General features: G+C 70.9%; 18 protein-coding genes and 1 pseudogene. 10 read left to right on the forward strand and 9 right to left on the reverse strand.

From position 1 onward, the window contains the following. Window positions 1-124: 124 nt before the first annotated feature. Genes AB5J54_RS15675 through AB5J54_RS15685 form a run of 3 tightly spaced genes read left to right on the forward strand, consistent with a single transcriptional unit; the run spans window position 125 to window position 3619 of the window. Complete coding sequence (locus AB5J54_RS15675; protein ID WP_369144529.1) at window positions 125-1462, forward strand: ABC transporter substrate-binding protein; 1338 nt, start codon at window positions 125-127, stop codon at window positions 1460-1462. A 7-nt stretch (window positions 1463-1469) separates the two neighbouring features. Next, entirely contained in the window at window positions 1470-2771 is a 1302-nt protein-coding gene (locus AB5J54_RS15680) for a carbohydrate ABC transporter permease (protein WP_369144530.1), read from the forward strand. After that, window positions 2768-3619: a carbohydrate ABC transporter permease gene (locus AB5J54_RS15685; RefSeq protein ID WP_369144531.1), complete on the forward strand. Its 852-nt coding sequence runs from the start codon at window positions 2768-2770 to the stop codon at window positions 3617-3619. The genes AB5J54_RS15680 and AB5J54_RS15685 overlap by 4 nt, the downstream gene beginning before the upstream one ends. A 12-nt stretch (window positions 3620-3631) precedes the next feature. On the opposite strand, the gene AB5J54_RS15690 is transcribed toward AB5J54_RS15685, so the two are convergent. Further along, entirely contained in the window at window positions 3632-4240 is a 609-nt protein-coding gene (locus AB5J54_RS15690; RefSeq protein WP_369144532.1) for a TetR/AcrR family transcriptional regulator, read from the reverse strand. Between the two features lie 185 nt (window positions 4241-4425). Here AB5J54_RS15690 and AB5J54_RS15695 point away from each other — a divergent pair, with 185 nt between their 5' ends. Genes AB5J54_RS15695 through AB5J54_RS15705 form a run of 3 tightly spaced genes read left to right on the forward strand, consistent with a single transcriptional unit; the run spans window position 4426 to window position 7485 of the window. After that, window positions 4426-5343: an ABC transporter permease gene (locus tag AB5J54_RS15695; protein WP_369144533.1), complete on the forward strand. Its 918-nt coding sequence runs from the start codon at window positions 4426-4428 to the stop codon at window positions 5341-5343. Next, window positions 5336-6145, forward strand: a complete 810-nt coding sequence (locus tag AB5J54_RS15700) for an ABC transporter ATP-binding protein (protein ID WP_369144534.1) — start codon at window positions 5336-5338, stop codon at window positions 6143-6145. Before AB5J54_RS15695 ends, AB5J54_RS15700 begins: the two co-directional genes overlap by 8 nt. Window positions 6146-6171: 26 nt before the next feature. After that, a complete protein-coding gene (locus AB5J54_RS15705) occupies window positions 6172-7485 on the forward strand; it encodes a glycosyltransferase 87 family protein (RefSeq protein WP_369144535.1) in 1314 nt (437 codons plus the stop codon). Between the two features lie 430 nt (window positions 7486-7915). Here AB5J54_RS15705 and AB5J54_RS15710 read toward each other — a convergent pair whose 3' ends face one another. Then, entirely contained in the window at window positions 7916-12883 is a 4968-nt protein-coding gene (locus tag AB5J54_RS15710) for an NAD-glutamate dehydrogenase (protein ID WP_369144536.1), read from the reverse strand. Window positions 12884-13313: 430 nt separating this feature from the next. Between AB5J54_RS15710 and AB5J54_RS15715 the strand changes: the two genes are divergently transcribed. Beyond that, the gene (locus AB5J54_RS15715; RefSeq protein ID WP_369144537.1) at window positions 13314-13868 is read left to right on the forward strand and encodes a DJ-1/PfpI family protein; all 555 of its coding nucleotides are present in this window, start codon (window positions 13314-13316) and stop codon (window positions 13866-13868) included. Window positions 13869-13979: 111 nt separating this feature from the next. Here the strand turns inward: AB5J54_RS15715 and AB5J54_RS15720 are convergent, their stop codons facing one another. Both AB5J54_RS15720 and AB5J54_RS15725 read right to left on the reverse strand, forming a co-directional pair. After that, window positions 13980-14636 (reverse strand): HAD family hydrolase, encoded by a 657-nt coding sequence (locus AB5J54_RS15720; protein WP_369144538.1) that lies wholly within the window; start codon window positions 14634-14636, stop codon window positions 13980-13982. Window positions 14637-14659: 23 nt separating this feature from the next. Then, window positions 14660-15166, reverse strand: coding sequence for a hypothetical protein (locus tag AB5J54_RS15725; protein ID WP_369144539.1), 507 nt, complete (start codon window positions 15164-15166; stop codon window positions 14660-14662). 274 nt (window positions 15167-15440) lie between these two features. On the opposite strand from AB5J54_RS15725, the gene AB5J54_RS15730 reads away from it, so the two are divergent. Then, on the forward strand, window positions 15441-15947 hold the full coding sequence (locus tag AB5J54_RS15730) for an Rv3235 family protein (RefSeq protein WP_369144540.1): 507 nt from the start codon (window positions 15441-15443) through the stop codon (window positions 15945-15947). Window positions 15948-15999: 52 nt separating this feature from the next. Here the strand turns inward: AB5J54_RS15730 and secA are convergent, their stop codons facing one another. Next, window positions 16000-18807: a preprotein translocase subunit SecA gene (secA, locus tag AB5J54_RS15735; RefSeq protein WP_369144541.1), complete on the reverse strand. Its 2808-nt coding sequence runs from the start codon at window positions 18805-18807 to the stop codon at window positions 16000-16002. A 239-nt stretch (window positions 18808-19046) separates the two neighbouring features. Between secA and AB5J54_RS15740 the strand changes: the two genes are divergently transcribed. Together AB5J54_RS15740 and AB5J54_RS15745 are read left to right on the forward strand one after the other, a co-directional pair. Next, window positions 19047-19637 (forward strand): GNAT family N-acetyltransferase, encoded by a 591-nt coding sequence (locus tag AB5J54_RS15740; RefSeq protein WP_369144542.1) that lies wholly within the window; start codon window positions 19047-19049, stop codon window positions 19635-19637. A 30-nt stretch (window positions 19638-19667) separates the two neighbouring features. Then, entirely contained in the window at window positions 19668-20831 is a 1164-nt protein-coding gene (locus AB5J54_RS15745; RefSeq protein ID WP_369144543.1) for a winged helix-turn-helix domain-containing protein, read from the forward strand. A 21-nt stretch (window positions 20832-20852) separates the two neighbouring features. On the opposite strand, the pseudogene AB5J54_RS15750 reads toward AB5J54_RS15745, so the two are convergent. The 4 genes and pseudogenes from AB5J54_RS15750 to AB5J54_RS15765 all read right to left on the reverse strand — a co-directional run. Beyond that, a pseudogene (locus AB5J54_RS15750) lies at window positions 20853-20969 on the reverse strand (response regulator transcription factor); the annotation flags it as partial. Window positions 20970-21028: 59 nt separating this feature from the next. Further along, entirely contained in the window at window positions 21029-21781 is a 753-nt protein-coding gene (locus tag AB5J54_RS15755) for a response regulator transcription factor (RefSeq protein ID WP_017237000.1), read from the reverse strand. 210 nt (window positions 21782-21991) lie between these two features. Then, window positions 21992-22672, reverse strand: coding sequence for a ribosome-associated translation inhibitor RaiA (gene raiA, locus AB5J54_RS15760; RefSeq protein WP_369144544.1), 681 nt, complete (start codon window positions 22670-22672; stop codon window positions 21992-21994). A gap of 293 nt (window positions 22673-22965) precedes the next feature. Beyond that, window positions 22966-23769 (reverse strand): ComF family protein, encoded by an 804-nt coding sequence (locus tag AB5J54_RS15765; protein ID WP_369144545.1) that lies wholly within the window; start codon window positions 23767-23769, stop codon window positions 22966-22968. Window positions 23770-23864: the final 95 nt, after the last annotated feature.

Raw genomic sequence — 23864 nt, forward strand, 5'->3', positions numbered from 1 at the left:
TCACAAGGGCGTCACGATCGCACACGTGACCGCACGGGACGCGGAAGGCGGTATTGCGGGGCCCCGCGGCCCGGCGTAGACCTGTCGGACGGACAGCGAAGCGCACGGGAGAGACGGGGCAGCGATGCGTACAACTCTTCGTCCACACAAGGCCGCAGTGACGTTGACGGCGCTCGCCACCCTGGCCCTCGCGGGCTGCGGCGGCGAGAGCGCGAAGGACCCACAGCCCGCGCCGGACCGCGAACTCTCCCTCAAGGGCGAGAAGATCGAGGTCGCCGCCGTCTGGACGGGCCCCGAGCAGGAGAACTTCACCAAGGTCCTGAAGGAGTTCGAGAAGCGCACCGGTGCGACCGTCACCTTCGTGCCCGCGCAGGACCCGATCGTGAACTTCCTCGGCACGAAGATCGCCGGCGGTTCGCCGCCCGACGTGGCGATGCTCCCGCAGGTGGGCGCGATCCAGCAGGCCGCCGCCCAGAAGTGGCTGAAGCCGGTCGGCCCGGACGCCAAGGCGCAGCTGGCGGCGAACTACTCGCGCGGCTGGCAGGAGCTCGGCGCGGTGGACGGCACCCAGTACGGGGTGTACTTCAAGGCCGCCAACAAGTCGCTGGTCTGGTACAACACCGGCGTCTTCGAGAACGCGGGCGCCTCCGAGCCGAAGACCTGGAAGGACTTCCTCGCCACCGCCGAGACGATCTCGGCCTCCGGCGTGACCCCGGTCTCGGTCGGCGGCGCGGACGGCTGGACCCTCACCGACTGGTTCGAGAACGTCTACCTCTCGCAGGCGGGACCGGCCAAGTACGACCAGCTGGCGAAGCACGAGATCAAGTGGACGGACCCGTCCGTCGCCGCCGCCCTGAAGACCCTCGCCGAACTCTTCGGCAAGCCGTCGCTGATCGCGGGCGGGTCGTCCGGCGCCCTGCAGACGGAGTACCCGGCCTCGGTCACCCAGACCTTCACGGGCGGCGACCAGCCCAAGGGGGCGATGGTCTTCGAGGGCGACTTCGCGGCCGTCAACATCGCCCAGACCAAGGCGGAGATCGGGAAGGACGCGAAGGTCTTCCCGTTCCCGAAGGTCGGCGACGCCGGCACGGTCCCGGTGGTGACGGCCGGCGACGCGGCCGTGGCCCTGAAGGACACCAAGGGCGCGCAGGCGCTGCTCGCCTTCCTGGCCTCCCCGGACGCGGCGAAGATCTGGGCGGCCGAGGGCGGGTTCCTCTCCCCCAACAAGAACCTGGACCCGGCGGCGTACCCGAACGACGTCCAGCGCGAGATCGCCAAGGCGCTCATCGGCGCCGGTGACGACTTCCGCTTCGACATGTCGGACCAGATGCCGCAGTCCTTCGGCGGGACGCCGGGCAAGGGCGAGTGGAAGGCGCTCCAGGACTTCCTGAAGAACCCGAAGGACATCGCCGGGACGCAGGCACGCCTGGAGGCGGACGCGGCGAAGGCCTACAAGGGCTGAGGCCGACATGCCGGCCACAGGGACCAGGCCCAGGAGCAGGGTCGTGGCGGCGGGTTTCCTGCTGCCCGCCCTGCTCCTCCTCGGCGCGCTCGTCGTCTACCCGATCGGGTACTCCGTCCGGCGGTCGCTCTTCGACCGCTCGGACTCGTCCTTCGTCGGCCTCGACAACTACCTGGCGCTCGTCACCGACGACTCGCTCCGCACCGCCGTCCGCAACAACCTGATCTGGCTGCTCGTGGCCCCGGCGGTGGCCACCGCGCTCGGTCTGGTCTTCGCCGTGCTCACCGAACGCGTCCGCTGGGGGACGGCGTTCAAGCTGGTCGTCTTCATGCCGATGGCGATCTCGATGCTGGCCGCGGGGATCATCTTCCGGCTCGTCTACGAGCAGGACCCGGACCGCGGGGTGGCCAACGCCGTCTGGGTCGGGGTCCACGACACCTTCGCCGAGTCCTCCGGCTTCCCGAGGGCCCGGCCGCTGCCGGTGCACCCGCTGAAGGCGGCCGGCGAGGGCGCGTACGAGACGAAGACGCCGGTACGGGCCGGGGTGCCCGTCCTGCTCCCCCTGGTCGGGGTGGCTCCGGCGCAGATGCCGCAGGACGCCCGCCCGGCGCACGCGCCCACCGGCTCCGGCGCGGAGATCAGCGGAACGGCCTGGCTGGACTTCACCCGGGGCGGCGGCGGGAAGCCGAACGTGGTCGACCCGAGGGAGCTGGGCCTGAAGGGGCTGCGGATCGAGGCCGTAAGGGACGGGAAGGTGGTCGCCACGGCCACGGCGGCGGCCGACGGCAGCTTCACCCTGCCCGCCGACCGCGCCGACGGAGCCGTACTGCGTCTGCCCGCGAGCAACTTCCGGGAGCAGTACAACGGCGTGGAGTGGCTGGGCCCCTCGCTCGTCACGCCGGCCGTCATCGGGGCGTACGTGTGGATGTGGGCCGGGTTCGCGATGGTCCTGATCGGCGCCGGGCTCGCGGCCGTACCGCGCGAACTCCTGGAGGCGGCGCGGGTGGACGGGGCGAACGAGTGGCAGGTGTTCCGCCGGATCACGGTGCCGCTCCTGGCCCCCGTCCTCGTGGTCGTCCTGGTCACCCTGATGATCAACGTGCTCAAGGTCTTCGACCTGGTCTTCGTCATCGCGCCGGGCTCGGCGCAGGACGACGCGAACGTGCTGGCGCTCCAGCTGTACCGCTCGTCCTTCGGCACGGACGCGGATCTCGGGGTCGGCTCGGCGATCTCCGTCGTGCTGCTCCTGCTGGTGCTGCCGGTGATGGTGGTCAACATCCGCCGCATCCGAAGGGAGTCCCGCAGATGAAGGGCTTCGCGGCAAGGGCCTCGGCGCGCGTGACGGGGGGAGCCGTCCGGGTCTTCCTGCTCCTCACCGGCCTGTTCTGGCTGCTGCCGACGGTCGGGCTGCTGCTCTCCTCGCTCCGCTCGCCCTCCGACATCGCGGCGAGCGGCTGGTGGCAGGTGTTCACGGCCCCGGCCCAGCTGACCACCGAGAACTACGGCCGGCTCCTCGCGAACGACACGATCACCGGCTCGCTCGTCTCCACCGTCCTGATCACCGTCCCGGCCACCCTCCTCGTCCTGCTCATCGGCTCTCTCGCCGGTTACGCCTTCGCGTGGCTGGAGTTCCCGGGCCGGGACTGGTGGTTCCTGGGCGTGGTGGCGCTCCTCGTGGTCCCGGTGCAGGTGGCCCTGGTGCCGGTGTCGAAGCTGTTCGGCGCGGTGGGGCTCTTCGAGACGACGGCCGGGGTGGTCCTCTTCCACACGGCCTTCGGCCTGCCGTTCGCGATCTTCCTGCTGCGGAACTTCTTCGCGGAGATCCCGCGCGAGCTGCTGGAGGCGGCGCGGCTCGACGGGGCGGGCGAGATCCGTCTCTTCACCCGGGTGGTGCTGCCGCTCGGCGGTCCGGCGATCGCCTCGCTGGGGATCTTCCAGTTCCTGTGGGTGTGGAACGACATGCTGATCGCGCTGATCTTCGCGGACTCGCAGTCCCCGCCGATCACGGTGGCGCTGCAGCAGCAGGTGCGCCAGTTCGGCAACAACGTGGACGTGCTCGCGCCGGGGGCGTTCGTGTCGATGGTGGTGCCGCTGGTGGTGTTCTTCGCGTTCCAGCGGCAGTTCGCGTCCGGGGTGATGGCGGGCGCGGTGAAGTAGCGCCCGGCGGGGTCACGCCGTGAGCGCCGCGACCGCCGCGCGCGCGAGCTCGTCCGCGTACCCCTTCGGCAGGGGCGTGCGGACGACGACGAGCCGCCAGTAGAGCGGGCCGACGACCAGGTCGAGGGCCTTGCCCGGGTCGGTTCCCTCGGGGAGCTCGCCGCGCGCGACGGCCTCGCGGACGATCTGGGTCATGACGCCCTGCTGCCCGTCGAGGAGCACGGCCTTGACGGTCTCGGCGATCTCGGGGTGCCGGGCGGCCTCGACGAGCAGGTCGGGGATGACCTGGGAGGCGACCGGGTGCCGCAGGGCGTGCGAGGCGACTCCGAGGAGGGCGCGCACGTCCCCGTACAGGGAGCCGGTGGCGGGGGCCGGCAGGCCCTGGGCGGCGAAGGCGCCGACGAGGTCGAGGACGAGGGCGAGCTTGGACTTCCAGCGCCGGTAGACGGCCGTCTTGCCGACTCCCGCGCGGCGCGCGATGCCCTCGATGGACATCCGGGCGTAGCCGACGGCCGCGAGCTCCTCGAAGACGGCAGCGCGGATGGCCTCGGTCACGTCCTCGCGGAGTACGGCGGCTCCGGCGGGGGCGCGGCGGGGGGTCGGATCGGTCATGGACGGCATCCTAGCCAACCGCGACATCCCAGGTTCGTTACGACGAGACGGTTGCGTTCCGACGTGCGGGCGTCCTAATGTCCCCGTAGCGACGATACGGACCCGTTCCATCGCCGACGGCATCACGCGCCCGGCCCCCGCACGCCGGGACCGGCCGCCCACGCCCCCGCACCCCTCGTCGAAAGCGCCCGCCCGTGACCACGACCCTCGCCCCACCCGTGCAGCAGGCCACCCCCGCGGAGCCGGAGGACCTCACCGCCCTCGCCCGCCGCCACGGCCTGAGCGTCAGCGGCGCACGCCCCTCGCTCCGCGTCTACGTGCGGCAGCTCTGGTCCCGCCGCGACTTCATCGCCGCCTTCGCGACCGCCCGCCTCACCGCCCAGTTCAGCCAGGCGCGGCTCGGCCAGGTCTGGCAGGTGGCGACCCCGCTCCTCAACGCGGCCGTGTACTACCTGATCTTCGGCGTCCTGATGAACGCGAAGAGCGGCGTGCCCGACTACGTGCCCTTCCTGATGACCGGCATCTTCGTGTGGACCTTCACGGCCAACACGGCCCAGGCCGGCACCCGGGCGATCAGCGGCAACCTGGGCCTGGTCCGCGCCCTGCACTTCCCGCGCGCGAGCCTGCCGATCTCGCTCGCGGTCCAGCAGCTCCAGCAGCTGCTGTTCTCGCTCGCCGCGCTGGTCGTGATGCTGGCCTGCTTCGGGGAGTTCCCCACCTGGAGCTGGCTGCTCGCGATCCCCGCGCTGTTCTGCCAGGCGCTGTTCAGCACGGGCGTCGCCCTCGCCCTGGCCCGGGTCGCGGCCCGCACCCCGGACATCAGCCAGCTGATGCCCTTCGTGCTCCGGACCTGGATGTACGCCTCGGGCGCGATGTGGTCGATCCAGAACCTGGCGAGCAGCGGGCGCTTCCCGGAGGCCGTGGTCCTCGCGCTCCAGTGCAACCCGGCGGCGGTCTACATCGACCTGATGCGCTTCGCGCTGATCGAGAGCTACACGCGGGCGCAGCTGCCGCCGCACGTGTGGGGGCTCGCCGTCGGCTGGGCCGTGCTGGCCTTCGCGGGCGGTTTCATCTGGTTCTGGAAGGCGGAGGAGACGTACGGCCGTGGCTGAGACGCAGAAGCACACGCAGGGGACCCCCACCGTCATCGCCGACGGCGTCCACATCACGTACACCGTCCACGGCGGGCACCCGGGCGGCCGGGGCGGCGCCACGGCCGCGCTCGGCCGGATCATGCGGCGCGGCACGGCTCCGGCCGGCCGCCGGGTCCACGCCGTGAAGGGCGTCAGCTTCGTCGCGTACCGGGGCGAGGCAATTGGCCTGATCGGTTCGAACGGATCGGGAAAATCCACCCTCCTGAAGGCGATCGCGGGTCTCCAGCCGGTCGACCGGGGGGCGATCCACACCCACGGGCAGCCCTCCCTCCTCGGCGTCAACGCGGCCCTGATGAACGATCTGACCGGCGAGCGGAACGTGATCCTGGGCGGACTCGCGATGGGCATGAGCCGCGCGGAGGTCCGCGAGCGCTACGACGAGATCGTCGACTTCTCCGGCATCAACGAGAAGGACGACGCCATCTCCCGCCCGATGCGGACGTACTCCTCCGGGATGGGCGCCCGACTGCGCTTCGCCATCGCCGCCGCCAGGAGCCACGACGTGCTCCTCATCGACGAGGCCCTGTCGACCGGCGACGCGCGTTTCCGCCGCCGCAGCCAGCAGCGGATCGACGAGCTGCGGGCGGAGGCGGGCACGGTCTTCCTGGTCAGCCACTCGAACTCCACGATCACGGAGACCTGCGAGCGGGCGCTCTGGCTGGAGGCCGGCACGCTGCGGATGGACGGCCCGGCGAAGGAGGTGGTGGCGGCATACGAGGAGTTCACGGCCAAGCCGGACCCGAAGAAGGCCAACAAATAAGACATAGCGGTCTAAAGTGCGGTGGGATGACGAACGATCACCCGCAGCCGGATCCCCTTCAGTCGCCACCCCGCTCCGCGAGCGAACCCCCCACCCTCACCGGGTCCCCCTTCGACTCGGACACCTTCACCTCCGCCACCTTCGTCACCGTCGGCCGCGGCCCCCACCTCACCCTCGCCGCCGTCTGGCTCCTCACCCGGGCCGGCATGCTCCTGCTCCTCGCCCGCGACGACCTCGGCATCGGCGGAGTGGCCCGCGAGGTCGCCCTCTACCAGCACTGGTACGGGAAGTTCGCCGACGGCACCTTCCCGCCCGGCGACGCCACCTGGCAGTATCCGCCCGGCGCGGGCCTCGTGATCATGTCGCCGGGCATCCTCCCCTGGCTCGGCTACTTCCAGGCCTTCGTCACCCTCACCCTCCTCGCCGACGCCCTCGTCACCCTCGCCCTCGCCCGCGCCGACAGCGCCCGCCTCACCCACGGCGCCTGGATCTGGGTCTGCGGCCTCCCCCTCCTCCTCCACCTCCCGCTCGCCCGGTACGACGTCCAGACCACCGCCCTCGCCGTGCTCGCCCTCCTCGCCCTGGGCGCCCGCTCCACCGCCGGCCACCAGCTCGGCGGGGCGCTCGCCGGGATCGGCGCCATGGTCAAGGTGTGGCCCGCGCTCGCCCTGATCGGCACGCCCCGGGGCCGCACCACCCGCGAGGCCTGGACCGCCGCCGCCGTCACCGCGCTCGCGCTCCTCGCCACCCTCGCGCTGTTCTTCTCCGACTCGCTCGGCTTCCTGCGCCAGCAGGGCAGCCGCGGCATCCAGATCGAGTCCCTGGGCGGCACGGCCCTCGCCGTCGCCCACGCCACCGGCATCTGGCCGGGCAGGGTCGAGTTCCGCTACGGGGCCTTCGAGTACGTCGGCCCGTACGTCTCCAGCCTCGGCCACCTCGCCCTGCTGCTCACCGTCATCGCCTTCGGCTGGCTGCTCCTGTGGCGCCTCCAGGCCCACCGCTGGACCCCCGCCACCCCCCTCGACGCGGCCCTCGCCGCCGTCCTGCTCTTCACCGTCACCAGCCGGGTGATCAGCCCCCAGTACATGATCTGGCTGCTCGGCCTCGCCGCCGTCTGCCTGACCTCCCGCGACACCGTGATGCGCCCGGTCGCCCTGCTGCTCCTCCCGGCGGCCGCGCTGAGCTCCCTCGCGTACCCCGTCCTCTACGACGAGGTCGTCCTCGGCACCCCCACCGGCCTGACCGTCATGGTGCTCCGCAACGCCCTGCTCCTCACGGCGGCCCTGCTGGCCGCCCGCCGGCTGTGGACGTCGACGACCGGCGCACCGCCCGCCGACTGAATCCACCCGGGGACAAGGGAAGTTGGGGAACTCCACCGTGCCGTAGTCTCGTTCGGAAAGCGCTGTCGGCACCTGACTGCGGCGGCGGTGGGAAGGGCGGGGGAGGCTCTCAGCGGTACCGGCGTCGACGGCATGCTCACGCCCCTGGGCCCCGACGATCCGGGGGAGGCCGCCGGATACCGGCTGGTCGCCCGGCTCGGCGCCGGCGGCATGGGCACCGTCTACCGCTCAAGGAGAAGGGCCTGCTCGACCGCCGCCGCAAACCGCTCTCGGAGATCGTGCGCCGCAACTGGCGCTGCCCCGAACCCCGCTGCACCCTCTACGACACCGAGCAGGAGCCGGGCGCGGCGCGACGACGTACGTCTGATTCCGCCGGAACACGGGGAAGGGCCCCGCCGGAACACCGGCGGGGCCCTTCCTCACGCACGGACTAGCTGTGCGAGCGGAGCAGCGTCCGCATGGTCCGCATCGCGACCGACAGGTTCGCCAGGTCGAAGGTGTCCGAGCCCTGGATCTCCTCCAGGGTCGTCCGCGCGCGGCCCAGGATCGCCGCGTTCTTCTCCTCCCAGGCCTTGAACCGCTCCTCGGGGCTCGTGGTGCCGTTGCCGACCGTCAGGACGTCGGCGGTCAGCGCCGCGTGCGCCGCGAAGAGGTCCTCGCGGATCGAGGCGCGGGCCATCGACTGCCACCGGTCGCTGCGCGGCAGCTCGATGATCCGGTCCATGAGGTCGGTGATCCGCAGCCGGTCGGCCAGGTCGTAGTAGACCTCGGCCACCGCGAGCGGCTCCTTGCCCATGCGGTCCGCGATCGCGACGATGTCGAGCGTCGGGAAGGCGGAGGAGAAGCCGGCGACCCGCAGCGCGAGCTCCTCCGGCACACCGACCTCGGTCAGCTCGTCCAGGATCGACTGGTACCACTCCAGGTCCGAGCCGCGCAGCAGCTGCGGCAGCTGTGCCCAGACCTCCTCGACGCGCTCGGCGAAGAACTCGATGGTCTCGCTGAGCTGGAGCGGCTGCGGCCGGTTGTTGAGCAGCCAGCGGGTGCCGCGCTCGACGAGCCGGCGGGAGTGCAGCCGCATCCGGGTCTGGACGTCGGCCGGGACCACGTTGTCGAGGGCCTCGACGGCGTCCCAGACCTGGCCGAGGCGGAAGACCACCCGGGCGGCGGTCTGCGCGCGGACAATCTCCTCGATGGACGCGCCGGTCTCCTCGCGGAGGCGGTGCAGGAAGGTCGAGCCACCGGTGTTGACGGTGTCGTTGACCAGGACCGTCGTGATGATCTCGCGGCGCAGGGCGTGGTTGTCGACGGCCTCGGTGAACTTCTCGCGCAGCAGCGTCGGGAAGTACGCGTGGAGCAGCCCGCGCAGGTACGGGTCGTCCGGCAGCTCCGTACCGATCAGCTCGTCGGCCACCGTGATCTTGGTGTACGCGAGGAGGACGGCGAGCTCGGGCTGGCTCAGGCCCCGGCCGTTGTTGAGGAGCTCGCGGATCTGCCGGTCGTTGGGCAGGAACTCCAGGGAGCGGTCGAGGGCCCCGTCGCGGCCCAGGCGGCGCATGAAGCGCTGGTGGGCGTGGAGCAGGGACGGCGACTGGGCGACGGCGTTGGCCAGGGCGGTGTTCTGCGCGTAGTTGTTGCGCAGGACGAGCGCGCCGACCTCGTCCGTCATCTCGGCGAGGATCTTGTTGCGCTGCTTGACGGTCATGTCGCCCTCGGCGACGAGCCCGTTGAGCAGGATCTTGATGTTGACCTCGTGGTCGGAGGTGTCGACGCCGGCGCTGTTGTCGATGGCGTCGGTGTTGACCTTGCCGCCCTGGCCCTCGGGGCCGCCGGAGCGGGCGAACTCGATGCGGCCCAGCTGGGTCGCGCCGAGGTTGCCGCCCTCGCCGATGACCTGGGCGCGGACGTCCTGGCCGTCGACGCGGATGGCGTCGTTGGCCTTGTCGCCGACGTCGGCGTTGGACTCGGCCGAGGACTTCACGTAGGTGCCGATGCCACCGTTCCACAGCAGGTCGACGGGCGACTGGAGGATCGTCTTCATCAGGTCGGCCGGGGTCATCTTGGTGACGCCGTCCTCGATGCCGAGGGCGGCCCGCATCTGCGCGTTCACCGGGATGGACTTGGCGCTGCGCGGGTGGATGCCGCCGCCCGCCGAGAGCAGCGAGGTGTCGTAGTCCGCCCACGAGGAGCGCGGCAGTTCGAAGAGCCGGCGGCGCTCGGCGTACGAGACGGCCGCGTCCGGGTTCGGGTCGATGAAGATGTGGCGGTGGTCGAAGGCGGCGACCAGGCGGATGTGCTCGGAGAGCAGCATGCCGTTGCCGAAGACGTCGCCGGACATGTCGCCGACGCCGACGACGGTGAAGTCCTCGGTCTGGGTGTCGTGGCCCAGCTCGCGGAAGTGCCGCTTGACGGACTCCCAGGCGCCGCGGGCGGTGATGCCCATGCCCTTGTGGTCGTAGCCGGCGGAGCCGCCGGAGGCGAAGGCGTCGCCGAGCCAGAAGCCGTACGACTCCGCGACGCCGTTGGCGATGTCGGAGAAGGTCGCGGTGCCCTTGTCGGCGGCGACCACGAGGTACGTGTCGTCCTCGTCGTGGCGGACCACGTCGACCGGCGGCACGACCTCGCCCGCGACCAGGTTGTCGGTGATGTCGAGGAGCGCCGAGATGAAGGTCTTGTACGAGGCGATGCCCTCGGCCAGCCAGGCGTCGCGGTCCACGGTCGGGTCCGGGAGCTGCTTGGCGACGAAGCCGCCCTTGGCGCCGACCGGCACGATGACGGTGTTCTTCACCATCTGCGCCTTGACCAGGCCGAGGATCTCGGTACGGAAGTCCTCACGGCGGTCGGACCAGCGCAGGCCGCCTCGGGCGACCTTGCCGAAGCGCAGGTGGACGCCCTCGACGCGCGGGGAGTACACCCAGATCTCGAAGGCGGGGCGCGGGGCCGGCAGGTCGGGGATGGCCTGCGGGTCGAACTTCATCGACACGTAGGAGTGCGGCGTGCCGTCGGCCGTCGTCTGGAAGAAGTTGGTCCGCAGCGTCGCCGTGATGACGGTGAGGAAGGACCGCAGGATCCGGTCCTCGTCCAGGCTCGCGACCTGGTCGAGGGCGGCGTCCAGCTCTTCGAGGAGCGCGTCGATCAGCTCGGTGCCGGCACGCTGCCGCTCCGGGGCCATGCGGGCCTCGAAGAGGTTGACCAGCAGCCGGGTGGTGTGGACGTTGTTGCGGAGGGTGTCCTCCATGTAGTCCTGGCTGAAGGTCGAGCCGGCCTGGCGCAGGTACTTGGCGTAGGCGCGGAGCACCATCGCCTCGCGCCAATTGAGCCCGGCGGAGAGAACGAGCGAGTTGAAGTTGTCGTTCTCGGCCGCGCCGGTCCAGGTGGCGGCGAAGGCCTCCTGGAAGCGCTCGCGGGCGTCGTCGGCGAGGTAGTCCCCGCCGTTGCCCGTGGTGGCCGGCATCCGCAGACCGAAGTCGTAGATCCAGGCGTGGGTGCGGTCGGAGCAGCGCAGCTCGTACGGGCGCTCGTCGGTGACCTCGACGCCGAGCCGGTTGAGGACCGGCAGGACGGCGGAGAGGGAGATCTGGTCGCCCGTCTTGTAGATCTTGAAGCGGCGCTCGCCGGGGCCGGCGACGACGGGCTCGTACAGGGAGAGCGCGAAGTCCTTGCCGCTGCTGGCGAGGGCCTCCAGGTGGACGAGGTCGGCGACGGCCGCGCGCGGCGAGTGGTCGGCCTTGTAGCCCTCGGGGAAGGCGTTGCCGTAGCGGCGGAGCAGCTCGGCGGCGCGCTCCTCGCCGAGCTCGGCGGTCAGCGCCTCGCCGAAGCCGTCGGCCCAGGAGCGGGCGGCGTCGACGAGCCGGGCCTCGATGCGGTCGACGTCGGCGTCGGTGAGCTTGGCCAGCTCGGTGCCGGGCTTGACGCGGACGACGAAGTGCAGCCGGGACAGGATCGACTCGGTGTTCCAGGCGGTGAAGTCGACGCTGGTGCCGTCGAGCTCCTCCTTCAGGATGTCGATGATCCGCAGCCGGACGCGGGTGGTGTAGCGGTCGCGCGGCAGGTAGACGAGGGCCGAGTAGTAGCGGCCGTACTCGTCCTGGCGCAGGTAGAGCCGCAGCCGGCGCCGCTCCTGGAGGTACAGGACGCTGGTGACGATGGACTGCAGCTGGTCGGACGGGGTCTGGAAGAGCTCGTCGCGCGGGTAGGTCTCCAGGATCTGGAGCAGGTCGCGGCCGTCGTGGCTGTTCGGCGAGAAGCCGGCGCCCGCGAGGACCTCCTGGACCTTGCGCTTGACGACGGGGACCCGGCGGACGGACTCGGTGTAGGCGGCGGACGAGAAGAGGCCGAGGAAGCGGCGCTCGCCGATGACGTTGCCCTCGGCGTCGAACTTCTTCACACCGACGTAGTCGAGGTACGAGGGGCGGTGCACGGTCGCGCGGCTGTTGGCCTTCGTCAGGATCAGCAGCTTGTGCTCGCGCGCCTTGGCGCGGGCGTCGGCGGGCAGCCGGCTGAAGGAGGGCGACACGGGGTGGGCGTGGTGGCCCTGGTCGTCGGCGCCGTGCTGCGGGTCGGAGCGCAGGATGCCGAGGCCGGTGCCGGGCACGGCCGACAGGGCGTCGCCGTTGACCAGCTCGTACTCGCGGTAGCCGAGGAAGGTGAAGTGGTCGTCGGCGAGCCAGCGCAGCAGCTCGCGGGCCTCCTCCACCTCGGTCGGGCGCAGGTCGGAGGCGGTGGGCTCCTCGGCGAGGCCGTCGGCGATGCGCAGGGCGGCATCGCGCATCTTGTCCCAGTCCTCGACGGTCTCGCGGACGTCGGACAGGACGCGCAGCAGGTCGTTGGTGATCTGCTTGAGGTCGGCCTTGTCGGTCTCGCGGTCGATCTCGACGTGGATCCAGGACTCGGTGAGCGCGTCGTGCGGCAGCTCGCCGTGGACCTGCGCCGACAGCACCTCGATGAGCTTCCCGGCGACGTCACGGCGGACGAGGACCTGCGGGTGGATCACGACGTGGATGCCGCGGCCCTGGCGGGACAGCTCGTTGGTGACCGAGTCGACGAGGAACGGCATGTCGTCGGTGACGACCTCGACGACGGAGTGGCTGCTGGTCCAGCCGTTCTCCTCCACCGTCGGGGTGTGGACGCGCACGTTCGCGGTGCCCTGCGGGCGGTTCTCCGCGAGCCGGTAGTGAGAGAGCGCGGCGCCGAACACGTCGACCGGGTCGCGGTCGGCGAGGTCCTCGGGCGCGGTGTGCAGGTAGTAGCGCTGGAGGTAATCGAGCACGGTGTCCCGGTCCGGACGCTCCCCAGAGCCCTCCGGGCCCGTCGGAAGTCGCCCCCCGACCGGGCTGTGCTCAGCTACGCGAGCGGCCCTCTCGAGCAGCTCGGCCTTTGCTTCGTCCAGCTTGGTCTGCATGTCCTCTGACTCCTGTCGCGCGCCGTTGCGTGACGTCGGTGGAAGAAAGGACACAACGCCACGACGCGGTGATTCCGGTCGAAGTCGACGTTATGCCCGGATGAGAGATGCCCAGGTCGTTATCGGCCACGGAACGCGGCACGCCCGGACGGAGAGGATCGGCGAACGCACGGTCGGCCCGGCCGCTGTCGCGGTCCGGGCGGCAGCCGGGGGCTTCACTGCCCCCCTGGCGTATCGCGCTGATCACGGCAAAAGCCTATCGCCCCCGACCCCCGAACCGTCATGAGCCGTATGCGTACAAAAGAGCGGGGGAAGTTTGACGATATGGACAGCGACACGTGTCTCCTCGGCAAACCCCCACGCCGGAGGCCGCGTGTGCGCAAGCATGGGCACAGCACGACAGACCGACCATCTGTGATCTGGGAGAGCCATGGCGAAGATCCTGATCGTGACCGGGGACGCGGCCGAGTCGCTGGAGGTGATGTACCCCTACCAGCGGCTTCTGGAGGAGGGCTACGAGGTCGACATCGCGGCCCCGGCCCGCAAGACGCTCCGCTTCGTCGTCCACGACTTCGAACCGGGCTACGACACGTACACGGAGAAGCCGGGCTACACCTGGCCCGCCGACCTGGCCTTCTCCGAGGTCGACCCGGGCGCGTACGTGGCGGTGGTGATCCCGGGCGGCCGGGCGCCGGAGTACCTGCGCAACGACCCGGAGCTCCGGAAGATCCTCAAGGCCTTCTTCGACGCCGACAAGCCGGTGGCCCAGATCTGCCACGGCCCGCTCCTGACGGCGGCGATCGGCGGGCTTGAGGGCCGCCGCGTCACGGCCTACCCGGCGCTGGAACTCGACATGCAGTCGGCGGGAGCGACCTTCCAGGACAGCGCCGCGGTCGTGGACGGCCTCCTGGTCTCCTCCCGCGCCTGGCCGGACCACCCCACCTGGATGCGCGAATTCCTGAAGGTCCTCCGAGCCAAGGGCTGACGAGCCGGGTGGTTGTGGGCATCCGTTCCGCAGGGGCGGAACGGGTGGGCACAACCACCCACCGGGCCGCGCCCGGCCTTCCTCCACCCGCCCACCACCGGACGGACGCCGTCAGACCAGCTCCTCCGCCACAGCCACCGCCTCCTCCAGCGAGTCGACCACCGGCACCCCCACCCGCGACAACGACGCCCGACTGTGCGACCCCCCGGTGTACAGCACCGCCCGAGCCCCCACATGCGCCGCCGCGATCGCGTCATCCGCGGCATCGCCGATGACGACGACCCGCTCGGCCGGAACGGCGAGCGCGGCAAGGTGCCGCACCATGTGCCCCGACTTCCCATCCGTCGACGCATCCACGCGCCCGTCCATGCGAACGAACCGCTCGGCGATCCCGTACCGCCGCACGAGCGGCACCAGATGGGCGTGCGGGGCGAGCGACAGCAGCGACTGCGTGAGCCCGGCCTCCTGCCGCGCCAGAAGCAGCTCCGCCGCCCCCGCGGTGAGCCCGCAGGACTCGGCCCGCTCCCAGTAGTGCCGGTGGAAGGTCCCGTCCATGACGGTCCACTCCTCGTCCGTGGGCAGCCGCCCCATGATCCGCTCGTAGAACCTCGGCACCGGCACCGTGTACAGCTCGCGGTACCGCTCCAGCGTGATCTCTTCGAGCCCCAGCTCCACGAAGGCGGCGTTCGTCGCGCCGATGACCGCGGCGATGTCGTCGAGCAGTGTGCCGTTCCAGTCCCAGACCAGGTGCTTTCCGTGCTTCCCCATGAGGAGAGACGGTACCCGGCGACTCAGCCGAGCAGGGAGGGGATCTCCTGCACCCCGAACCAGAGCAGCTCGTGGTCCTCGGCCCCGTCCACGACGAACTGCGCGTCGTCGTCGCCCTGGTCCGCCGCACCGAGCGCGTCCGCCGCCGCCGTGACGTCCGCCTCGGCGTCGTCCGCGTCGGCGTGCACGGCCGCGGCCTTGGCCAGCCGTACGGCTCCGGAGACGCGGACCTCGCCGATGGAGCCGGCGTCGAGCCCGCGGTCGGGGTCGACGGTCGCGTCCTTGTCGGCCACGTCGACGGCGACGACGATCCGGCGCCGGGGCGCCTCGGGGTCGCCGGCGAGGAGCCGCAGGGAGGCGGAGGCGGCCCGGTTGAGCGCCGCGTACTCCAGCTCCTCGATGTCGTCGGAGACGTACCACTCGCGCAGCGCGGGCGTGACGGCGTAGGCGGTCAGCGGACCGGGACCCAGCTCGCCCGCCTTGTGCGCCTGTGCGAGACCGGGGAGGGTCAGAGGGACGTAGACGCGCATGGCAGGCCGCTTTCGTAGACGGAGAGCCCTCAGGATACGTGCGGAGTCCCCCTTCGGGGCGGCGGCCCGGACGTACCGTCCGTCCACCGCGGAAGGCCGCACGCCGAGCCGCCGGAGAGCCGATTTTCGACGGCGTCACCCGGATAGGTGATCCGATTTCGAGGCCGCCCCGGCGCCGCGGACTCCTTGCGGGGCCTCGGCGTACCCCCGTACAAGATCCCCAACGGAAGTTACCGACTGGTACCACCCGGTTACGCAACGACAGGGGATCGCCATGAACGCCACGCTCGCCAGCACGCCCTCCCCGCTCCCCCGGCCCCGCTCCCGCACGGCCCCCGGCGGCCCGGCCGGCACGCGCCCGCGTGGCTCCGCCGGAGCCCGTCCGCGCGGCACCGCCGGCACCCGCCCCCGCACCCCGGCCCAGGGCGGCCCGCCCCGCACCCTCCCCCCGCACACCGTCTTCGCCGAGCGCCTGCTCGCCGTGCTGAGCGGGGAGCGGCCCGTCCACTGGATGCTCGGCCACACCGTCGGAGACGCGTACGAGCAGCTGGTCAGGCTGGCCCCGGAGACGCCCCTGCGCTCCCTCGGCCCCCGCCCGGTCCTGCGCCGCTGCTCGATCCAGGTGCACCGCCCGCAAGCGGCGATCGAGGCCTTCGCGACCATCGCGACCGGCCCCCGCGTACGCGCCATGGCGTTCCGCCTGGAGCGCGGCGAGGACCAGCGCTGGCGCTGCGCGGCCGTGGAACTGGACGGCCTCGGCGTGGCCGCCCGCCACCCATGACGAAGGGGCCGGCCGCCACCGGGCGACCGACCCCTCCTCCCGCTTCAGAACGTCACTTCTTGCGGCGGCGCCCGCCACCCGCGTTCTTCTGCGCCTTGCGGCGCTCCGCACGGGTCAGCCCGTCGCCGGAGTCCACGTCGTCGGAGGCGAAGTCGCCCTCGACGACACCGCCGTCCCCGTCCACGGTCGGCGCGGAGAAGTGCAGCCGGTCCGGCCGCTGCGGGGCGTCGAGCCCCTTGGCGCGGATCTCCGGACGCCCGGCACCCGCCGGCACGTCCTCCTTGTCGAGCGACGGAGCGCTCGCCTGCACCGGGACCTCCTCGACCTGCTGCTCGACCTGGACCTCCAGGTTGAACAGGTAGCCGACGGACTCCTCCTTGATGCCCTCCATCATGGCGGTGAACATGTCGAAGCCCTCGCGCTGGTACTCGACCAGCGGGTCCTTCTGCGCCATGGCGCGCAGGCCGATGCCCTCCTGGAGGTAGTCCATCTCGTAGAGGTGCTCGCGCCACTTGCGGTCGAGGACGGAGAGGACCACGCGACGCTCCAGCTCGCGCATGATGTCCGAGCCGAGCTGCTTCTCGCGCGCGTCGTACTGCTCGTGGATGTCGTCCTTGATGGACTCGGCGATGAACTCGGCGGTGATGCCCGCCCGGTCCCCGGCCGCGTCCTCCAGCTCGTCCACGGTGACCTTCACCGGGTAGAGCTGCTTGAAGGCGTTCCACAGACGGTCGAGGTCCCACTCCTCCGCGAAGCCCTCGGCGGTCTCCTGGCGGATGTAGTCGTCGATCGTGTCGTCCATGAAGTGGCGCACCTGCTCGTGCAGGTCCTCGCCCTCCAGGACGCGGCGGCGCTCGCCGTAGATGACCTCACGCTGCCGGTTGAGGACCTCGTCGTACTTCAGGACGTTCTTGCGCGTCTCGAAGTTCTGGGTCTCGACCTGGGACTGCGCGGAGGCGATGGCACGGGTGACCATCTTGTTCTCGATCGGCACGTCGTCCGGCACGTTGGCCATGGCCATCACGCGCTCGACCATCTGCGCCTTGAACAGACGCATCAGGTCGTCACCGAGCGAGAGGTAGAAGCGGGACTCGCCAGGGTCGCCCTGACGGCCGGAACGACCGCGCAGCTGGTTGTCGATACGACGCGACTCGTGGCGCTCGGTACCGAGGACGTACAGCCCGCCGAGGTCCTTGACCTCCTCGAACTCCGCCTTCACGGCCTTCTCGGCCCGCTCCAGGGCGCCGGGCAGAGCCGCGGCCCACTCCTCGACGTGCTCGACCGGGTCCAGGCCCGCCTGGCGCAGCTCGGCCTCGGCGAGGTCGTCCGGGTTGCCGCCGAGCTTGATGTCCGTACCACGGCCGGCCATGTTCGTGGCGACGGTGACGGCGCCGCGGCGGCCGGCCTGCGCGACGATCGTGGCCTCGCGCTCGTGGTGCTTGGCGTTGAGGACCTCGTGCGGGATGCCGCGCTTGGCGAGCTGCTGCGAGAGGTACTCGGACTTCTCGACGGAGGTCGTGCCGACGAGGACCGGCTGGCCCTTCTCGTGCTTCTCCGCGATGTCGTCGACGACGGCGGCGAACTTGGCGACCTCGGTCCGGTAGATCAGGTCGGACTGGTCGTTGCGCTGCATCGGCCGGTTCGTCGGGATCGGGACGACGCCGAGCTTGTAGATCTGGTGGAACTCGGCGGCCTCGGTCATGGCCGTACCGGTCATGCCGGAGAGCTTGTCGTACAGGCGGAAGAAGTTCTGCAGGGTGATCGTGGCGAGCGTCTGGTTCTCGTCCTTGATCTGCACCCCTTCCTTCGCCTCGATCGCCTGGTGCATGCCCTCGTTGTAGCGGCGGCCGGCGAGGATACGGCCGGTGTGCTCGTCGACGATCATGACTTCGCCGTCCATGACGACGTAGTCCTTGTCCTTCTTGAACAGTTCCTTCGCCTTGATGGCGTTGTTCAGGTAACCGACGAGCGGCGTGTTCACCGACTCGTAGAGGTTGTCGATGCCCAGCCAGTCCTCGACCTTGGCGACGCCCGCCTCGTGGATGGCGACGGTGCGCTTCTTCTCGTCGACCTCGTAGTCGCCGGTCTCCTCGATGCCCTTGAGCGGGTTGCCGGGCTCGCCCTTGCTCAGCCGGGTGACCAGCTTGGCGAAGTCGCCGTACCACTTGGTCGCCTGGTCGGCGGGGCCGGAGATGATCAGCGGCGTACGGGCCTCGTCGACGAGGATCGAGTCGACCTCGTCGACACAGGCGTAGTTGTGGCCGCGCTGGACGAGCTCGTCCTTGGACCACGCCATGTTGTCGCGGAGGTAGTCGAAGCCGAACTCGTTGTTCGTGCCGTACGTGATGTCGCAGGCGTACTGCTCGCGGCGCTGGGCCGGCGTCATGTTGGCCAGGATGCAGCCGACGGTCAGACCGAGGAACTTGTGGACGCGACCCATCATCTCGGAGTCGCGCTCGGCCAGGTAGTCGTTGACCGTGATCAGGTGCACGCCCTTGCCGGAGAGCGCGTTGAGATACGCCGGGAGGGTACCGACGAGGGTCTTGCCCTCACCGGTCTTCATCTCGGCGACATGGCCGAGGTGGAGTGCGGCGCCGCCCATCAGCTGGACGTCGTAGTGGCGCTGGCCGAGAACGCGCTTGGCGGCCTCGCGGACGGTCGCGAAGGCCTCCGGCATCAGGTCGTCGAGGCTCTCGCCGTCGGCGTACCGCTGCTTGTACTCATCGGTGAGCGCCCGCAGGTCGGCGTCGGAGAGGTTGACGAAGTCCTCTTCGATGGAGTTGACCTGGTCCGCGATGCGGTGCAGTTTGCGCAGGATCTTGCCTTCGCCTGCACGCATGAGCTTGTTGAAGACGGACACTGAGGCTGGTCTCCTTGCCGGTCGGGCCTGGCACTGGGTCTTGTGATGGACGCGAGCGCGGGCACGGCAGGTGGTCCCCACCGCAACGGCCATCGTAAGCGAGACCGCCCTCGCGCAGGGAGGCCCGCAGTGCCGGAGCCGTACGTCCGCCCGTAAAGAGAACGCACGAGGTGGGCGGAAGGTGCCGCCCCATCCGAAAAGTGTTCGCTTCCGGTACGAGCGGTCAGCACAATCCCGGCATGGATCCCATCATCCTCACCACAGACCGCCTGCGGCTGCGGAGCTTCGTCCCCGAGGACGTCGACGCGGTGTACGCCATCTGCCAGGACCCCGCCATCCAGCGCTGGACCGTCGTCCCCTCCCCGTACAAGCGCGAGGACGCCGAGCTCTTCGTCCTCCGGCTCGTCCCGGACGGCTGGCGGGACGACGCCGAGTACGTCTTCGCCGCCGAACCGGTGGAGGGCGGCCCGCTCCTCGCCTCCGTCGGCCTGTTCAACCGCGGCCAGGGCGCCTGGGAGGTCGGCTACTGGATGGCGAAGGAGCAGCGCGGCTCCGGCTACATGACGGAGAGCGTCCGGGCCCTGGCCCACTGGGCCTTCACCGGGCTCGGCTGCACCCGCCTGATCTGGCGCGCCGAGGTCGGCAACACCGCCTCGCGCGCGGTCGCCGAGCGGGCCGGCTTCGTTCTGGAGGGCGTCCAGCGCGCCGGGCTCGCCAACAAGGGCACGCTCCGGGACGCCTGGGTCGGCGCCCTGCTCCCCTCCGACTTCGGCCTGCCGAGCCCCTTGCCGTACCTCCCCGCGCCCGAGCGTCCGGCCGAGGCGGTGTGACTGTCAGTGCCGGGGCCTAGGGTGCGGTCCATGACGACTGCGCCGCGCCCCGCCGCCGAACTGTCCGCCGACGACGCCCGCAGGATCGCCCTGCGCGCCCAGGGGTTCCTCGGCGCGCCCGACCGCAGGGCCGGGGTGCGCGGCGTCCTCCGCTCCCTCGGCCAGGTCCAGCTCGACACCATCTCGGTCCTGGCCCGCTCGCACGAGCTCATTCCGTACGCACGCCTGGGCGCAGTGGGACGCCCCGCGGTGGAGAAGGCGTACTGGACCGAGGCGCACGCCTTTGAGTACTGGTCGCACGCCGCCTGCATCCTGCCCGTCGAGGAGTGGCCGCACTTCGCCTTCCGCCGCCGCGCCTACCGCGACCGCCCGCAGTGGCACCACGAGCTGTCAGCCGGGGCGTACGACAAGGTGATCGACCAGCTGCGGGACCAGGGCCCGCTGACGGCGACCGAGCTGGGCGGCGCGAAGAACAAGGGCGAGTGGTGGGACTGGTCGGACTCCAAGATCGCCGTGGAGCGGGCGCTGATGTACGGCGAGGTGGTCGTCACGGAGCGGCGCGGCTGGAAGCGGGTCTACGACCTGGCCGAGCGGGCGATCCCGCAGGCGCTGCTCCACGACGAGCTGGACGACGCCGAGTGCGTGCGGCGCCTCGTGCGGCAGGCGGGCGAGGCCCTCGGCGTGGGCACGCGCGCGGACATCGCCGACTACCACCGGATCAAGGCCGAGCAGTTCGACGCGGTCGTGGAGTCCTCGGGTCTGGTGCCGGTGACGGTGGCCGGCTGGGGGAAGCCCGCCTGGGCGGATCCGGCGGCGCTCGCGTCCGAGCCGCGCGGCCGGCACCGCACGACGCTGCTCTCGCCCTTCGACTCGCTGATCTGGGAGCGGCCGCGCACGGAGCGGATCTTCGGCTTCACGCACCGCCTGGAGGCGTACGTGCCGAAGCAGAAGCGGATCCACGGCTACTTCGCGATGCCGGTGCTCGCCGGGGGCCGGCTGGTCGGCCGGGTGGACCCGGCGCGCGAGGGCAGGACGCTGGTGGCGAAGCAGGTCTCGCTCGACGGCCCCAAGGCCGTACCGGCGGTGGCGAAGGCCCTGCGCGAGGCGGCCGAGTGGGTGCGCTGCGACGCGGTGACGGTCGAGCGGGTGGACCACCGGGAGCTGGCGCCCGAGCTGCTCAGGGCTCTCGCCTGAGGAGGCGCCCTGCGGCGCGCCTCAGCGGATCTCCAGGATCTTCTCCCGCATCGCGTAGACCACGGCCTCCATCCGGGAGTGCAGCTGCAGCTTCTCCAGGATGTTCCGGACGTGGTTCTTCACCGTGTTCTCGGAGATACTGCACCCCCCGGGGGACGACCCCCGGACCCCCAGCAGGGGCGTCCAGCGGCGGAGCCTCAGCGAATCTCCAGGATCTTCTCCCGCATCGCGTAGACCACGGCCTCCATCCGGGAGTGCAGCTGCAGCTTCTCCAGGATGTTCCGGACGTGGTTCTTCACCGTGTTCTCGGAGATGAACAGCTCCTTGGCGATGTCCCGGTTGTTCATGCCGGTCGCGACGAGCTTGAGGACCTCCAGCTCGCGGTCGGTCAGCCGGGGCGCGGGCACGAGCCGGCGCTCGTCGGTGCGCTGGATCATCGACTTGAACTCGGTGAGCAGCTTGGACGCCATCGAGGGGCTGATCTGCGACTGCCCGTCGGCGACCGCCCGGATCGCGGTGGCGACCTCGTCGGTGGAGATCTCCTTGAGGAGGTAGCCGGTGGCCCCGGCCTTGATCGCGTCGTAGAGGTCGGCCTCCTCGTCGCTGATCGTCAGCATGATGATCTTCGCGCTGGGGGCCACCTCCTTGATGGAGGTGCACGCCTCGATGCCGCCGCGCCGGGGCATCCGTACGTCCATCAGAACGATGTCGGGCAGCAGATCGGCGGCCTTGTCGACGGCCTCGGCGCCGTCACCGGCCTCGCCGACCACCTGGATGTCCTCCTCCTGGGCGAGGACGATCTCGAGTCCCCGGCGGAAGAGGGCATGGTCGTCCACGACGAGGACCCGGATCGGCTCCTTGCGGAAGGCTCCGCTGTCCGAATCCGATCCCTCCGGGACCGCACCACCGTGCTCGCGCCCGCTGAGCACCGGCCCGAAGCTGTCCGCCATCGTTCCTCCCCCTGAAGGCCGTGGCCTGAATTCGTTTCCGGTCCTCCAACCCGTGCCCGTTCGGCACCGGTTGGCGTGCACGCCATGATTTCATGCCCGGGCGGCCACGGGGCGATCCACGGGCGCACGGGGGTGCCCCTGGGGGCGCGAAGTGCGCCCCAGGGGCACCGAGAGGGACACCTCAGTTCGGAGGCGGCACGGGACGGCGGATCAGCCGCCGAGCGCACCGCCGGCGCCGCCGCCCTCGGCGAGCGGGTCGCTCTCCAGGTGGATGACGCCGTAGTCGTAGGCGTGGCGCCGGTAGACGACGCTCGGCTGCTTGGTGTCGGAGTCGACGAAAAGGTAGAAGTCGTGCCCGACCAGCTCCATCTCGTAGAGCGCCTGGTCGAGCGTCATCGGTGCGGCCCGGTGGGTCTTCTCGCGGACCACGAGCGGGCCTTCGCCCTGGACCTCGATGGAGCCCATCATCGTGGTGGGCACCTTGTCGGTCTCGTCCACGGCCAGTTGGCCGTCTCCGTTGAGCTTGGCGGCGCCGGGCACCACGTCCCCGACCTCCGCCGCGGACAGCCGGCCGTTGCCACGGCGGGTGTACCGCTTGTCGTGCTGCTTGCGCAGTCGGGCCTCGAGCTTGCCGTGGGCGAGGTCGAGCGCTGCGTAAGGGTCGCCTGCCGCTGCTTCCGCCCGGATCACCGGGCCTCGGGAATGGACGGTGATCTCCACGCGGTCGGACCGTTCGGCCTGCCGCGGGTTGGTCTCCTTGGACACCTCGACGTCGAGGCTGATCACCTTGCCGTCGAGCTTCTGGATCTTCTCCAGGTTCAGCTTCTCGGCCACGTGCTTGCGGAACCGCTCGGGCACCTCGGTCTTGCGGCCCTTGACGACGATGTCCACGCAGAACTCCGTTCCCGGATCGCCCTGGTCGGCTCCTTGGCCGCCGGGCATCTCCCTTTGCACCAGCTCCGGTGGTCACCGGAGCTCGGACTTGGCGACTTCGACCTCCTCCTCCCCAGTCGACAAGATCTCCACCCCATCGACAAGAGGTTAATTCGCCCTGAACTCCTGTCCTGTAGGCGCAACCATGTATTCGGTGAGGCGATGGCATTCGCCATTCCTCACAACCGAACATAGCCCCTTCGGACGGGTGTCGGCACCCGCTACCGCGACATACCTCCGTTCGGGTGCTTTCACCTCTCACCACCTGCAACGATCGAAGTTTCCGGCGAGTTCCGGTTTATTTCGAACGAAGCGGGAGAGGATGCGATCACAGCCGCCACCCGCTGTTCGATTCCGCGCTGCGCCGAACCGACCGGTAAGCCGTGCGGTATTCCATGAATGAACGGAAGGTGTACGGCTCCGAGGGCGCGCGCCGCCTCCGTGAGCGAGGCGCCCGTGGTCATCAGATCGTCCACGAGCATCACCCTTCCCTCCGTCAGGAGCCGTGCTCCGCCCGGCACGACCTCCAGCGCCCCCGACAGGTTCGCGAGCCGTCCGCGCGCCCCGAGACCCGCCTGGTCCGCCACGTACCTCCGCTGCCGCAGCACGGGCACGACCCGCGCCGGCCTGCCCGCCCGCCGCAGCCTGGCCGCCGCGGCCAGCGCGATCCGCCGCGTCGGATCATGGCCACGCGCCCGTACGGAACGCCGCGAGGACGGCACGGGTACGAGGAGCAGCGGGCCGTCCGCGGGTCCCGCCGCGGGCCCGGCAGCGGCCTCCACGGCCCCGGCGAGGGCGCCGCCCAGGGGCCCGGCGAGCGTGAGCGCCCCGCGCTCCTTGTGGGCGATGAGGAGCTCCCGTACGGCCTCGGCGTACGGCGCGGCGGCGTGCACCGAGGGCAGTCCGGCGGGCTCGGGCGAGGGCCTCACCCTGCGCGGCGCCGTCCCGGCGAGGGCGTCCGCGCAGGCGGGGCACAACTCCGTCCGCGGTCTGCCGCAGCCTCCGCAGGCGACCGGCAGCACCAGCCCGGCGATCTCGCGCCACCACCCCCGCATGGCTCCACTGTGCGCCTCCGGACGCCTCCCGGCCACCCCTGTGGAAAACCCGCCGGGAGCCTGGAAGTACGTCAGGTGCGCCCTTCGCGGCCCGG

It is taken from the genome of Streptomyces sp. R44 (assembly GCF_041053105.1).
GTDB lineage: Bacteria > Actinomycetota > Actinomycetes > Streptomycetales > Streptomycetaceae > Streptomyces.